The organism is Donghicola sp., assembly GCF_025210255.1.
GTDB classification, from domain to species: domain Bacteria; phylum Pseudomonadota; class Alphaproteobacteria; order Rhodobacterales; family Rhodobacteraceae; genus Donghicola; species Donghicola eburneus.
In genome coordinates this window covers 212,995-227,276 of sequence record NZ_JAOARZ010000042.1, presented here as the reverse complement: position 1 = coordinate 227,276, position 14,282 = coordinate 212,995, and the positions used below count along the sequence as shown (strand labels likewise).

The 14,282-nt window shown below is 54.1% G+C and carries 9 protein-coding genes; 3 read left to right on the top strand and 6 right to left on the bottom strand.

The genetic code is table 11. The features are described 5' to 3' along the window. Positions 1 to 431 precede the first annotated feature (431 nt). From N4A58_RS19510 to N4A58_RS19500, 3 genes are read right to left on the bottom strand one after another with little or no spacing between them, the layout of a single operon-like run. Entirely contained in the window at positions 432 to 1,421 is a 990-nt protein-coding gene (locus tag N4A58_RS19510; protein ID WP_293712873.1) for an ATP-binding protein, read from the bottom strand. After that, positions 1,418 to 3,553 carry a Mu transposase C-terminal domain-containing protein gene (locus N4A58_RS19505; protein ID WP_293712871.1) on the bottom strand — a complete coding sequence of 712 codons (2,136 nt, stop codon included), beginning with the start codon at positions 3,551 to 3,553 and terminating at the stop codon, positions 1,418 to 1,420. The genes N4A58_RS19510 and N4A58_RS19505 overlap by 4 nt, the downstream gene beginning before the upstream one ends. Before the next feature lie 44 nt (positions 3,554 to 3,597). Continuing rightward, positions 3,598 to 4,419 (bottom strand): hypothetical protein, encoded by an 822-nt coding sequence (locus tag N4A58_RS19500; RefSeq protein WP_293712869.1) that lies wholly within the window; start codon positions 4,417 to 4,419, stop codon positions 3,598 to 3,600. Between the two features lie 581 nt (positions 4,420 to 5,000). Between N4A58_RS19500 and N4A58_RS19495 the strand changes: the two genes are divergently transcribed. Beyond that, positions 5,001 to 6,875, top strand: a complete 1,875-nt coding sequence (locus N4A58_RS19495) for a TniQ family protein (protein ID WP_293712867.1) — start codon at positions 5,001 to 5,003, stop codon at positions 6,873 to 6,875. A gap of 669 nt (positions 6,876 to 7,544) precedes the next feature. Here the strand turns inward: N4A58_RS19495 and N4A58_RS19490 are convergent. After that, positions 7,545 to 8,141, bottom strand: coding sequence for a hypothetical protein (locus N4A58_RS19490; RefSeq protein ID WP_293712865.1), 597 nt, complete (start codon positions 8,139 to 8,141; stop codon positions 7,545 to 7,547). A 198-nt stretch (positions 8,142 to 8,339) separates the two neighbouring features. On the opposite strand from N4A58_RS19490, the gene N4A58_RS19485 reads away from it, so the two are divergent. Together N4A58_RS19485 and N4A58_RS19480 are read left to right on the top strand one after the other, a co-directional pair. Next, the gene (locus N4A58_RS19485) at positions 8,340 to 8,639 is read left to right on the top strand and encodes a hypothetical protein (protein ID WP_293712863.1); all 300 of its coding nucleotides are present in this window, start codon (positions 8,340 to 8,342) and stop codon (positions 8,637 to 8,639) included. A gap of 176 nt (positions 8,640 to 8,815) precedes the next feature. After that, on the top strand, positions 8,816 to 11,110 hold the full coding sequence (locus N4A58_RS19480) for an AAA family ATPase (protein WP_293712861.1): 2,295 nt from the start codon (positions 8,816 to 8,818) through the stop codon (positions 11,108 to 11,110). A gap of 627 nt (positions 11,111 to 11,737) precedes the next feature. Here the strand turns inward: N4A58_RS19480 and N4A58_RS19475 are convergent. Next, entirely contained in the window at positions 11,738 to 12,760 is a 1,023-nt protein-coding gene (locus N4A58_RS19475; protein ID WP_293712859.1) for a substrate-binding domain-containing protein, read from the bottom strand. Next, entirely contained in the window at positions 12,757 to 14,163 is a 1,407-nt protein-coding gene (locus N4A58_RS19470; protein WP_293712857.1) for an ROK family protein, read from the bottom strand. Before N4A58_RS19470 ends, N4A58_RS19475 begins: the two co-directional genes overlap by 4 nt. Between the last annotated feature and the right edge of the window lie 119 nt (positions 14,164 to 14,282).

The following is a 14,282-nucleotide window of genomic DNA, read 5'->3' as shown; positions in this document are numbered from 1 at the left end:
GAGGGGCCTTCTACGGATAGCTGTGGAGAGTCGCAACCCCCAAAACAAGACAAAATTCAAAAAACTCAAAAAAATCAAAAATACACAAAATCAAACAACAAAAAGCAAAACCAACCAATCAGCGCAAAGATGGAGGGAGGGCCGCTCTTTCGTCACTGCCCTCTGTGCAGAGGTAGTTTCGCAATTCTGCTTTCAGCCAGAAGAACCAAAAGAGTGCGCAAGATCGGACATCTCGCACCGAATCGGCCTTAAACCACATACTTATCAATACCTTACGACCCCCTCACCGCCCCAAAAACCAAAAGCTTGCGCAAAAAGTAGAAGCTTGCGCAGGCATTTCGGCAGGCTTCGCAGTCCCTCCCCCTGCCCTGACCCACGAAAAAACCCGCGCAATTGCGCGGGTTCAGACAGGCCGATGATGTCGGAGGAGTTTATGCGGTGAGCGAAGCGCGGAACGGACGGTCTCGTCGGAAAACGCGCTCGTAGGCATCATGAGTGAATGGTGTCACCAACTGGTTCGATCCGGTCTTCTCGCACCATGCGGTCACAAAGTCTTCCACTTCGAGCGCATCTGCATCCCGGGAAACGGCACATCCGATCGCGTCAATGACGATCTCGATCAATAACCCCCATCGGAACGACGCGCCGGTTGCCAACCGATGGAGAAAGGCTCCAGTTTGAAGGTCCGGTGCAACAGGAAGGTCCACCTTGAGGGCATAGCTGCCGACAATGTCGTTCATGATCTCATAATCCCGCGCGACTTCGGCCTCCGTTTCCCGTGAAGAGATCTCAGAAAAGGTGACGCGGGTCATCAATCGATCCAGCTGGGGCTCGCGCTGCACGTAATCACCCAGCTCGGGAACACCTGACAAAATCAGCATGAGTGGCCAATCACTGGACTTCATAAGGGTCTTGAAGGCATCGAGCACGGTCATGACGTCAGCATCAGATTTCCCACGCATGATGTGCTGCGCTTCGTCATAGTGAATACCGATCACCCCCTGCAGCGAAGCTTGGGTCATCACCATCTCCCAGATTTCAAACTGGGTCCGTCGGGTCTTGTTTGAAATTGGATAGCCTAGTGCATGAAGGGTCTTGCGACCGAGATCTTTCCAGCTGCCTTTGGCATCGAGAACACAGCGCACGAAACGGGCAGGCTTGCCACAGGGGAGTTTGACGGCTTCCTTTCCGAAGAGATCGAGCAGATGGAGGATTTCTTTCGACTTCCCTGATCCCGATAATCCCGTGACCAACAGGCTCCGAGCCTCGAAGGCCTGCTCCGACCGCAGCCGACCAAGATGGCGGCTGAAGCACTGCGCAAAGGCCCGATGAAGCTCCTGCCCACGGTCCAGAGGGTAGTGCCGCTGCGCAAGATCGGCATTCAAGTTGGCAAGGGAGGGGATCACAAAAGAAGAGGTCATAGCTTGCTATCCTTTACTGGGCCGAAGGTCATATTCTTGATGTCGGATGGAGCGTTTTCAGATCCGCGGGACGCACCTTTGGCCGGAGCATTCTGCGGAGGGTTGCCTGAGGTGGGTTTCACAGAAACCACCCCCGCTGCAGAGGTCCGATCCATGATGGCTCCGGGGGCCACCGTTGATCCAAGGTAGGAAGGTGGGCGCGTTTCTACGCGGAGCGCCCTGTCAGAACGCTTCTGCAGTTTCTCAATACCTTGAAAATTCGAAGGGTCCCGATCATCACTAAAGGCTTCGTCCTCTCGGGCATGCCGTTCTTTTGCGGATTGCAGATTGCGCTCATGTAAGGCACCCCGCTCAGGGTTTCCCTTGGTCGCCATTTCCATAACCTCGATCGCTTCCTCTAAGGTCAGATCGTTGAATACAGTCATGCTCAGACGTGCCTCCAGCACCACATCCAGCCCTTCCGCAGTGATCAGAACCCGGCGCAGATCGTCTGGATCCAAATGCACAGTGACGCGTTTCGCGCCTCCCCCTGCGAAGCGCTGAAGCTGCGTAGAATTGAATGGAATATTGAAGACGCGGACCCCTTCCGAGGTCGTGCTCGCCTGACGCCTTACCCCCAAATGGAGGATCCGGTCCCTTTGAGAAGGCGGGTCAATAGGGCCGTAAAGCGCAAGAGCGTCTTCAAGCTTTGCACGCGGCGTCTTACCAAACATGCCCGTGCCGCGGTGCTTCTCATATGCATATTCATCCACAAAATACCGCGTGATCATGCCATACAGCTGATCGTGGGTAACCTTTGCCGAGCCTTTGGAGTCATAACCTGGCAAGTGTTTTGGATGGCTTCCCGTATATCCTGGCAGAACACTGAGCACTTTGCCCTGCATGGTACCAAAGAGCCTTTCGACGTAGGGCTTGTCGTTTGCGATATAGGCCCGGTTTGTCTGCACGACCATGTCCATTCCGAGCTGAGCGGAATACACCTTCGAGTTCCGCGTAGCACTGCCATTGTCGGCGGAACCCAAGCAAAGACGCACAGGGGGCGCAGGATCGTTTTGGCAATCGTAGCGGACCTTTTCCTTTGTTTTATCACGTGTGGCCATCCGCAAAAGTGCCTTGCTGTGATCAGCATCGGCTGATTCAGCGATGATCCATCCGAGTGGCATGCGCGTTCCGATGTCTAAAATGACATGCAGCCAACATCTGCAGACCTCATTTTCACCAAGCTCTTCCGGCGCAGTTTTGGGGTCGATCACTTCAGCGCCGAGTGTTCCGTCTTCCCTGGTAAAGATCGAAAGTAAGACTTGGTCCCATTCGTACTTTTCACCGAATAGAAGTGCCCGGACGTCCGTCGTTCCTGCGCCAAAGATGTTGTAGGCATGTTCCGTGCCTTCAAGCCCCAGAGACCTAGTCGCCTCATTTAAAGCGCAGTAGTATTTTCTTATGGTGGTGATTGACGGCCAATTCGGATTCAGAGCTATGTCCTGCGCGGTCCGATAAAAGTTGTATTTCGCATTTTCGTAGACCTTTTGAAACGATGGCTTTTTTGTCTGCAAAAGGCGGTTGATGGTGAACTCTACAAAGTTCTTCTGCCAACCCACCAATCGGCTTTCCCGAGAGCCCTTCAGGTGATCTCTGTCCGCCAGAACAACCGGGTTATGTCCGAATTTCTCGTAGGTCTTGAAGTAATTATCCAGCGTACGTCCTTGCGGAACCAAGAAGCTCTCGGACGATTTGCCGCCACGTTGAGATCTAAGAAAATTACATTGCGGGGCAAACTCATGTGCCTTTTCAAGGAGGCGATACCGGTGCTCGCCACATTTGTTCATACTGCGCTGGGTGAGTTTGACGCCTTCATCCATCAAGCTGCGCATCGCGGTCACCAACGCGAGGCGTCCTTGAACATCGGCTCGCGCATTTTCCGGTAGTTGCGCTAGGTCTTCGTAGCCCCCAGTGTAATCCAATAACGCGGCGCGTTTTGCGACATCATCAGGCGATATCACATCACAATCCCGCGCCCGGATAGCTGCTTCGATCTGGGCAAACGGGCGGGAAATGCACTCTCCTGTATCTTCACACTCTAGATAAACACTTCTCTCCTCACAGGCTGCGACATGCAGTCTGCGACCATCCATCAGAAGGGTGGACCCTTTGCGGAGTCTGAAGAGCGGCACACGGGTCATGAGTGAAGCGCAACCCGCGATGTGTAATCAAGCACTCCATAGAGGTCGGCCCGGAGCACTTTACGCGCCACGAGACGCATCGCAGCTTGGAAAGCCCGCCAATTTTCGATCGGACATTTCGAGATGAGATCCCTAAGTAGCCAATAGCTCTCTTCTCGCGCGGCTTTCTCGACAATCCCGTCCGCCTCTGCGTCTTGAACTTTTGAACACTCCCAAAGCCGACGCAAATTATCCTTGTAGGCTTTGGTGTAGCGATCTGCATCCACGACGCAGGCGGTGTCGGCAAAATCGAGGGTCAAGGCGGCGAAGATGTCGTCGATTTCGTCTTGTGTCTCTTGCTTTGCCAGCGATGTCCCATTCCGCACAAATACCGCGCGCCGATGGCCATCAGCATATGTCAGACGAAGATCAAAATAGTGCTGCCGCCATTTTCGAGAGCGGCGATCGTAGTAATCGATCGGTGCCAACTGCACCTCGAGCCCATACAGGTCCGGGCTAAGAAGCGCTTCCACAGCGACGTAGAACTCAGCTTCCCCGTCGAAGTGATAGACCTGACGGACGCCGCCTGTTCGCGGCGTCGCAATTGCAGCCGATATCCGCTTGGCTGTGTTGCTTCGCGTTAGCGGGTTGCGCGCGCCCTCAAAGGGAAGGACCCCGTGGATTGGCCCCACATCCAGGGCGGGTAGTTTCTTTTTTGGAGGCGTATCTTCGCCAACCCAGTCTCTGTAATTCGACATGCCGTCTCCGTTCCCGGAAACGCAGGTTTCCGAGTGATTAATTTCTATTTCCGGAGCACAGACCGCGCTTGCCTGGGCCATTTTTGGCCTCTAGCTTGGCAAGTGATACACGGGCGATCTTTGCCCCAACTTCCGGACCCGCGCCTCTCGGTGCGGGTTTTCTTTTGCCTCGTTGAGGCCTCAAGACGAGGATCCCAACCTCGCAACCGTTAAGGTCACCATTTTTATGAAAACTCCAAAAGAAAAATTTCACCTCAATGATCTCGCGCCTAAGAATTGAGTCAACACATTGTTTTTGCGACAAATAATTTTGACATTCGTTCATACGAGCAGCGGAAAACTCGCTATCGGTGCGCTTTTCACGAAATTTTCTCCACGCTTCTGCCCGTCCCTCGCAGACTTTTTCGATAGAAATCTGTGGGCGTGACGCGCACGCGCAGAGGGGTCCCTGCGCCACTTCATGCCTGTCTTCTGGCCTCGAAGCACAAGAACAGAATCTGGTGCAGACGATGATTCGCCGTTGTTGGGGCCACCGATCGGCTTCACGCGGTCCGGTTATCTGCCGCAACAAAAATTGCGTTTACCTTTTGATCTTTTCATAACGATGCAGACAATGGGGGTCACAAGCAGAACGCGAGCAGGCAACGTCGGAGACTTTCAGCATGGGCACCCCTCTGGCCCTTCGGGTACACCCTCAGGATCGAGAAACCCTCCCCTCCTTTCTTTCGAGAATGGCGGCGGTGAATGGCACCTCTGTTCTCAAGTTCTGCTCGGACATGGGTGTGTCCTATCGCGGGCTCATCAATCTGAACGCGGACGATCTCAAAATCTTCGCCGATCTCTCTTCGCTGACAGAGGCGCAAATCAGCGAGCTTGTTTCATGGACGGGTCAGGCGATCGGTGACGTTCGGATGCGGTTTCGGGGGGAAATCTTCGTATCCCGAGCACTGCGCAATCCGACCATGCGCGGCTGCCCTTCGTGTCTGAAGGAAGATCTCGACAACGAACCGGGAGCGCCATCTCGTACGATGGTCATGCGCGGCGATTGGCAACTGCGCGATGCCACGATCTGCGTGAGGCACCAACGTCCCCTCGTCGACTTTTGGCATGATGCAAGTCTGCCGTCGCGGATGAATATTGGGGCGCATCTTGCTCTCCTCAAAGACCAGATTGGCAGTGGGGCCATGGCGGGCGCACCAGTTGCCCCTTCCCCCTATGATCGGTGGCTTGATGCTAGATTGGCCAGCGGCACCGATGATACTTGGCTGTCTGACCAACCTCTCTATGCCGCAACAACATTCATTCGGCTTCTTGGGACCGAACTCGTTCGGCAGAACCTGTGGAGGAACTCAGACCCTTGTGAACCGGAATGCGCTGCGCACGCCGCTGGCTTTGATGTCGTCAGCCGAGGCCCTTCCGCGATACGTGACGCGTTGGAACGGCTGGCCGCACTTGCGCCGGCGGGCACCAGTACGCCCAACAAGGCCTTCGGTCAGCTCTATCGTGACATGGCCCGCGCCCATCTCGAAGATGAGCTATTCACCGACTTCCGAGCGATAATGCGCGAGGTCATCCTTGATACTTGGCCCATCGCATCGGGCGAGGATGTATTGGGAGAAAGCCTCAGTGAACGGCGGCTCTACGCGATCAACGCAGCTGCGCAGGACGCGGGCATCGGCCCGAAGCTCATGGGCCAGTTGCTTGTTGAAGCCGGCGCCCTCAATGAGATCGACATGGGGCAGACGTTTCCCGCTGAACCTTTTCGTGATCTGATCGCAGAAATTCCCCAGCGCGTGGGTAATGCTGAAATGTGTAAGGCGATGGGCGCGACACGCCATGAATTCGAAGCCTTGGCAACGGATGGTGCGATTACCCCGCGCACCAAGATTTCTACGGTCAAAGCGCCCTGGTTAGTGTCTGACTGGATGGCACTCATTGAAGAGTTGGATGGCTTGGCAATCAGGGTTGAGGGCCTCGGATCAGATTGGGAACGCCTCATCAAAGCAAGGGCCCGCGCAGGTTTGAGTTTTGACGAGCTTCTGAGGCAAATCCGTAAGTCGAGTATGACGCTAGCGAAACCCAAGGCCGAAACAGGCTTCAGCGGGTTTCATGTTTTGAAGGCAGAAGTCGATGCTCTTAAGACGAGACATACGCACACGAATCCAACTCTTGAAGGCTTGGTTCCTGCAGCAGTCTTTGGACGCCAGATCGGCCTTCGTGACGGTGGAAAGTTCCTTCAATTCTTAGAAGCGGGCCATTCGCCGTCGCGATTGGTGCAGGTTCCCAGTCGCAGAGCACCGCGGAGATTTTTAAGCGCGGAGGATATCGCAGCGTTTCGACAGAAGTTCGTTACGCCTTCCATGTTGATGGAAGAAACAGGGCTGCCGAGAAATACAATACTGGCGCAACTGAGGGCTGAAGGCGCAGAGCCATTCAAGCCAAGTGGCCAAGACTTTGGCAACCTATTCCCACGCTCGAAAGCAGTGCTGTGTGTTTCCCAGCTCTCGGAGGCAAGGCAGAGAGCGTTCAGCTTCTGAGCGTTGCTGAAATAAAAAATCTGCTCCACAGCCGCGTTTTGACTGGCCAGACCGCGCTGCAGTGAAGCTTCATCAGAGCGGACTTTCGAGGCGTCCAGCAGCATCTTTGACGTGCCAAGGTCGGCAATGCGCAGGAAAGGGTTTCCATGCCGCACAAGTCCGAGCGCGGCTGGAGAGTCATTTGGTCCTTGCGGCCTTGCACAGACACGACGGATCTCTCAGAAAGGAAAACACGCGAAACCTCTATCCAGAGCCGACTTCGATCGAACAGCGCCTCACCACTCAGCGACGTCTGGCGCAAATTGCTCGGGATGGCATCTGAACGCCGAAGTCCGGAAGCTGGGTCGAGCTGCGCCCCGTGACTACGGGGATGAGCGGGAGCTGATTTCGGTCGGCTTATGGACTGTCTCTGTGCCCTGCGCCGCGGGGATGGACCGAGAGTAGGAGACGTGTGTCGCCTGAATTTCCCAATGCCCCCGCCTTTGTGGGGATGTGCCAAACTTCATGACGACGGTCATTACACCGCGCCACAAATTCCCCCTCAGAGGCGGGGATGTCCCGCTGATATGCGATGCGCCTCTGGCGTCTTAGGTCTCCCCGCACGAGCGGGACAACCCAATACAAGCGGCACCGTTTTTTTTGCAATGCGGTATAGCCTAGGCGAGAGGCTTAATCGAGGATCTTGCAACTTAAACTACAGCCACGTTTCCCCCAGCCAACTTCGTTGACGTCGTTCGGATCACACTGCTCGTAGATGCTCTTTGAGGTGTAAACGTCGTTGTACCTGTCTATGGTGCCATCACCACAGCGGGTGATCACGAATGGCTGAATGTCCTCTATAATCGTATCCTCATCCTCCCAAGATCCGTCCGGCAACTTTTTGACGAAGTTTACCGTGTAGGTAATCTCAATATCCGTTTCATCACCTGTGGCGCGTTCAGGAGCGTGATACCTAATTGAATAATCACTGGATTTAACAAGTGGGACGCTCTGCTTTCCAGCAGGGATTAACCTACTTTTTGAAATTTCTTCTGAGTAGGGAAACTGGATCGATTCCCCTTCACCATTGAAGTCCACTCTATAAGTGAAATTCACATCAACTTCGGTAATCCATGCATCCTGCTCGGAATTATTGCTGAAAAGATGACCGAAATAATACGTGCTCCCATACCGCAAATATCCGGTAGCAAGCTTATTGACCTCCGCCATGGAAATACTTGGTAAACATGGAAGGAACAGGAAAGGTAAAAACAGAATTTTTTGCAATTATTTATTCCAATTATGTATTTATCTATAAGGCTGATGCTGCAAGATCTTTTTATGATCGTCAATCTTAGAACTCTCCTTCCGCAGGTAAGAAAGCTTCTCATCCGCTGATCTTCGATACGCCTTTGGCGCTCTTGGACCACCCCGCATAGGCGGGGAGCTTAGCATCGAGGAGATCCTGTCATCAGGAGTGACGGAATGCTCTACAAGCAGCTTCTCACACAATATGGAGCATCACTAACTGGTCCGCCGCAGGACCCGAAATTCGACATGATTCATGCCGCTCTGGCGCCTCACACCCGCAACGACATTGATCTCATCAGCTTCCGGCGCCGGATTTTAGAGGCTCTGAGCACTGCGAAAGCCTGCTTCCTGTCCGAAGTTGCCGCGGATTACGTTGACAACACGCATCTCGGGAGCGCCCTTGAGGTCCATATGGATGTCGAGCCATGCGATCTGACTAGGAGGCATTTGCTTCTCGGCCCGCATCACCCGTAAGAGCGCGGGGCACGAATGTCGTGCAAGGGCTGAGAGCGGACTTGCGGCGGTGCAGCGCCAGAAGCAAATGCTGACATTCTGGAAGTTTCATTGTCGGCCCTCTGCGGACATTCGAGCCAAGCTCAGCTGGTAGTCGGTTCGATCACATTAACCGAGCTTCACGCCAGATGTACCGGATGACTGTTCTGAGGCCATACCAGAAGGCAAGTTTGGATGCGAACAGCCTATCTAGGAACGCAGCTTCGAATCCTGTGGACACGCTAAACGACTTCCATAAAGTGCAGCTTAAACCTTTAGCTGCAGCGCTTAGCGCGTTACACGAATTCTTCAAATGGGCAAAAATAATGGCTGATCTTCACATATCAATCTCGCATTGCAATTCCATTGACTCTGCCGACATATCAATTTCAAAGAACCGACTCAACATAAAGTATGGGCCCAACGGCTTGGGAAAAAGCACCATTGCAAGGGCAATATTATATGCGTCAAGTGGTGGTGATAAACTTGAAAAACTCACACAATTCAAAAACAAAGGACGAGCCGACAAAAAGCCTACCGTAACCGGAATGGATGAAGTGTCCAACGTCCTCATCTTCGACGAAAATTATATTTCTCAGTTCACTTTTCAGCGGGATGAAGTCTTAAAGAATAGCTTTGATGTGTTTGTCAACACAGAAGGGTTCCAGGCTGAAAGAGCGGAGATCGAGGAGATTCTATATGGGATAAAGGCTTCATTCAGAGATAGTGACGATATTGACCAAGCTATTACTGACATGCGAGCTTTGCGTGAAGCCTTCTCAACCACAAAGGGTGGAGCTCTCTCCAAGTCGAGCAGAGGCTTTAAGGCTGTCGGATCTGGAAATTTCGTTGAAAATATTCCCACCCCCCTAATTGGATTCAAAGACTTCATTCAAGGAGAGAACACTCCAAAGTGGATAACATGGCAGGCGGGTGGGAATGCTTTTCTAGATTCCTCAGACAATTGCCCGTATTGTTCCTCTAGCCTGAAGGAGGAAGGGAGGAAGGAGGTCGTTCGAGAGGTTTCCAAGAAGTACAATTCAAAGTCAGTGGAGCACCTAAATACTCTGCGTGAAGCTATCGATCGGCTGGGCGCGTATTTTTCAGAAGAAACTCGAGATGCGCTAGATAAAATCACTAAATCAAAGATTGAGATGTCGCCAGAGCAGTCGACATTTATTGCGAATTTGAGCGAAACCGTTGGGACTCTACTTTTCAAACTTGAAAATTTAAGAGCTATATCCTTTGATAAGCTGAAGGATATAGAGAAGCTTGATGTGGAGATAGCTAAGCTAAAGATAGATCTTGGGCTTCTCTCCGAACTTGATACCGAAAAGACACGTAGCATCGTGGCCCCGGTCAACTCCCAGATCGATGATCTAACTCTGAAAATTGGGCAGCTAAACGGAAAGATAAATATTCACAAGGCTACCATCGCAAAAACAATAGAATCCAATCAGCAGAGCATAAATGAATTTCTACTTGCAGCTGGATATAAATACTCCGTTCGAATAATTCCGACTGACGGTGAGTACAAGATGAAACTTGTACATGATGATTTTTCTGATCACATTGAAACGGCATCGGAGCACCTGAGCTACGGCGAGAGGAATGCCTTTGCACTGGTCCTCTTCATGCACGTAGTTAGACGAGAAAAACCAGATCTGGCCATTTTCGATGATCCAGTATCTAGCTTCGATAAGACAAAGAAGTTTGCGATTTTTCAGCAGCTTTTTCGCGGGAAAAATGGAATTCGAGATATTACCTCGCTAATGCTGACACACGACTTGGAACCCGCGATTGAAATAGTCAAGATTTCATCTGACAAATGGAAAACGGCGGAAAACAAAATCCCAACAGCATCATACCTATCATCTAGCGCAGGGAATGTTACAGAAAAAATAATCTCACCGAATGACATCAAAAGCTTCTCTGAGATATGCCTTGAAAACGCTTCTCAATCTGAGGATCCGATTGTAAGGTGTATATATTTGCGCCGATACTATGAAGTCTTGGCCAACAAGGGGTTAGAGTATAACTTGCTATCGAGCCTAATACATGGCCGCGCTCAGCCAGATATTATGGACGGAGGTTCAGTTCGCACGCTTACGGATGAAGAGATATCCCGGGCGACACAAGGAGTCAGAGCTTTTTATCCCGAATTTGATTACATTCAAATATTGGCGGCGATTTTGGATGTCGATGACCTCAAGAAGAGGTATGCAAATCTAACGGTGGGATATGAGAAACTTCAAATCTTCAGGGTAATATCTGAGCGCGGCAACGCCGGAGTTCAACTCGGAGACAATAACCAAGGAAACGTCCTAAAGAAATTTGTGGACGAAGCGTTTCATATTGAGAGTGAGTACATCATGCAGCTCAATCCAAGAGTGTTTGACAGTGTCCCCACCTATGTCATAGATGGTCTATCCGCTTCAATTGGCGTAGACTGATTTGTGGTTTGCTTCACCAAAACCTGCTAGCTTTATTTGAGCTGGGTGTGTTCCGTGGTTGCCGCTCTTTGCTCACTTGGCAAAGTCGTGACGCCTGAGATGAACTACCAGTGCAGCCGCGATAATCGAGTTATCAATGCTGCCCACTCCTTGTCGGCTTCGCTGCGCAGAGCTGGCGCTCGTCCAGGGCGCAGCGAAAGCCCGCTTTCCGCACTTTCTAGATCGTCTTTGGCGGGGCTCACATTTCAAATTGGACTCGGTAGATTGGGCGGGGAGTGTGAATTCGCTGCATTGCAGCGGGAATCTGTGGAAGCCGCGGAAAGCGGACCTTTGTTACCGAGATCTTCGGGTCGTCCTGTTCCGGGAAATTTTTTCGGGAAAGCGTCCATGCCCTGCAATTGCGAACGCACCACGCTCGACTTTCAAAAGCGGTCATTCTGTTATTGGTGCAATGTTACGTTTCAAAGCCTATGTCCGTACAATCGTGAAGGTGCCGGTCGTGGAACACGCACGGCACGATAATATGACGCGGGAAGATTCCTAAAGCCTAAGCGTCAAGGCGTGTCAATCATGCGAAATACCTGCGCAGGCCGCGTCCGCGCACGAAATGGTTCCAGAGCTCCACACCTAAGACGATCCGTGCTTCAGTTTCAGAACCTCGTTAGGCGCCTCTGTATTCCAGACCATTTGATAACTTTCTACGAGGTTGGACGTTGTCACCGGCACGCCAGGAAGTGCGGTCCAGCCAGGAACAGGTAAGCCGAGTAAAGACAGAATGGTTGTCTGAGCGACGGCTACACCCTGGGCATAAGGCTGCTGCGCGGCGATCCCGACAGTTCTGCCGCCGCCAGCCATGTTGATGGCGACCTCGCCCCCCAAATCGACCGTCGTGACAGGTACGTCGGCGCCTCTTTGATCCAAGACCCGGATGGCTTCCTTCGCCGGAACATCCCAAACTACGAATAGGCCGGCCAGATCGTGAAGCTCGTCGACAAGGGCCTCAGTGGTCTGCCCAGTGGTCTTCAGCGATGCAAAGCGTCTTGTGTGCACCGTGAGATCTGGTCGATTTGCCTTGATCCAGCGAGCAAATGCGATCTCGCGCTCATTGGTGGCAAAGAAATCGACGCCGTAAGTCAGGATGCCGACGTGTCGATTTCCGGGTACATGCGGCGACAAAAGTTCGGCGCCAATCAGCCCAAGGCCGAAATTATCCGCCGAGACCAGCGAGGTATAGTCCCGTCCCGGCAGCAGTCCGGTGGGTACGTTGTCGAGCAGGATGAGGCGTTTGCCCGCCCTGGCGACGCTACGGTGCGCGTCGGCCACCGCGGCATTGGCGACCGGGATGGACACGACGGCGTCAACCGGCTCGCCACTCAGGCGGTTCAGAGCCGCGATCTGGGTGGCTGTGTCGAACCTGCAATCCACGACTTCGCTGATCGTGGCACCGCATTGGTCCAGGGTTTCGACGATGCCGGCCATTGATTGACGCGACCAGTCGCTGTCGAGCGTATGGATGATCACCGCAACGGAAAATCCCCGGTTTCTGGCGGCGGTGATGTCGTCGTCCAGAAGCGCGATCCGGCTGGGTGCTGTGGCGCGTTCGCCATGAGGGCCGAGTCCAGAAATGGTTTTTTTGGCGGCTCCTGTCATGCGTCGCTATCCTTGGTCTTGAGATCGGTCTTGCTGCTGATCGCCGGTTCGGGAGGTGCCGGTATGTCCGTGTCCGTGAAATCGGGGCGTGACAATGCGGCCCTTGTGACCTCCAACACCTTTTCGAATTCGGGCGCGTGGGTTGGCGCGCCGCGTGTGATCCAGCTGCTCAGGAACTCCGGTTCGAACAGGGCATCCACGACGACCGCCGCCCCGCCGACAAGTCCCGCGGAACTGCCAAGCCGGGACGCGCCAATGTGCAGGTCACGGGTCACAAGCGGATGCGACTCGCCATATACAACCTCGCGAACCGCGGCGAGCAGGATGTCGTTGGTTTGGGCGATCGAGCCGCTCAGCACGATATGGCTGGGATTCAGCATATTGGCCAGCGTGGCGGCCACATGGCCGATCAGACGCCCGCTGCGCGACATGATCTCCATCGCGGTGGGGTCACCGGCCTGCGCCGCCTGACCGACATCGATCGACGTGATCTCGCCACCCCGGGCCAGAATATCCGCCAGATAGGTACTCTCGCCGCTTTTCGCAGCGGCCTGGCCTTCTCGTGCAATCGTATCACTCCCGGCGAGCAATTCCAGCGGGCCTGTGCGCCCGTTGGAGGCAACCGGCAACTGACCGATTAACCCGGCAGCGCCCTGTGCGCCCCGATACAGCCTTCCGTCCACGACAAGCCCAGCGCCGATCCGTTTGCCGACCTTGATGAAAAGCATTGACGCGTTCGGCGGCACCTCGCCATCATGCAACTCGCCCATGGCCATTGTCTCGACGCTGCTGCGCAGCCAAACCGGCGCCTTGTAGGTTTGGACCAGACGTTCGACATAGGCGGTGTCGTCCCAAGCGGGCAGGACATGCGGCGAGGTGGACAGTAGCCCTCCGGAAGGCGTCTGCACCGGCGCAGGCACAGATATCCCTATGCCCCAGACCTTTTGCGACCGCGCGCTCTTTTCCAGGATCCACTCGAACAGCGTTTCCAGGCGGCTCAGGGTGTCTTCGGCGGGCGCGTTCAAGTCGAGGGCCTCGTGATGCTCGGTCAGCAATTTCCCTGAGAGGTCGGTAAGTGCCACACCAAGTGCCGTCTGGTCGAGCGTTGCGACCAATATCAGACCGGCATCCGCATTGAAGCGGACCAGTCGCGGCGCCCGCCCGCCGGTCGCGACGCCAAGTTCGCTTTCGTCCACAAGGTCGAGCGCGGCCAGCGTCGTCAATCGGTCAGTCACAATGGCGCGGCCAAGCTCGCTGGCGCGCTCGATCTCCTGCCGGGTGGTAGCCTCGCCGCAGCGGACGAGATTGAGGATCTTCGACAGGCTGGGCGCCGCGCCGTCGCTGTTGCGCGGTCGCCCCCTGGCGCGTCGGGCGGCGCCGTTCGGTTTTGCCTTATCGTTCATTGGCCCCTCTTGGATGTGCCTGGGGCGCGGGTGAGGCTGGCGGATTTCACGCGTGGCAATTCTGCGAATCGTGGTCTGATCTGGCGGTTTTGCGCGCGCATCCGTGCCGGGCTCCCTGT

What these genes read in the sequence shown, in the direction of transcription:
- N4A58_RS19505 (WP_293712871.1), bottom strand. Translation starts at nt 3,553, where the DNA reads ATGGATGGTCGCAGACTGCATGTCGCAGCCTGTGAGGAGAGAAGTGTT.
- N4A58_RS19485 (WP_293712863.1), top strand. Translation starts at nt 8,340, where the DNA reads ATGCTCTACAAGCAGCTTCTCACACAATATGGAGCATCACTAACTGGT.
- N4A58_RS19480 (WP_293712861.1), top strand. Translation starts at nt 8,816, where the DNA reads ATGACTGTTCTGAGGCCATACCAGAAGGCAAGTTTGGATGCGAACAGC.
- N4A58_RS19510 (WP_293712873.1), bottom strand. Translation starts at nt 1,421, where the DNA reads ATGACCTCTTCTTTTGTGATCCCCTCCCTTGCCAACTTGAATGCCGAT.
- N4A58_RS19500 (WP_293712869.1), bottom strand. Translation starts at nt 4,419, where the DNA reads ATGGCCCAGGCAAGCGCGGTCTGTGCTCCGGAAATAGAAATTAATCAC.
- N4A58_RS19495 (WP_293712867.1), top strand. Translation starts at nt 5,001, where the DNA reads ATGGGCACCCCTCTGGCCCTTCGGGTACACCCTCAGGATCGAGAAACC.
- N4A58_RS19475 (WP_293712859.1), bottom strand. Translation starts at nt 12,760, where the DNA reads ATGACAGGAGCCGCCAAAAAAACCATTTCTGGACTCGGCCCTCATGGC.
- N4A58_RS19470 (WP_293712857.1), bottom strand. Translation starts at nt 14,163, where the DNA reads ATGAACGATAAGGCAAAACCGAACGGCGCCGCCCGACGCGCCAGGGGG.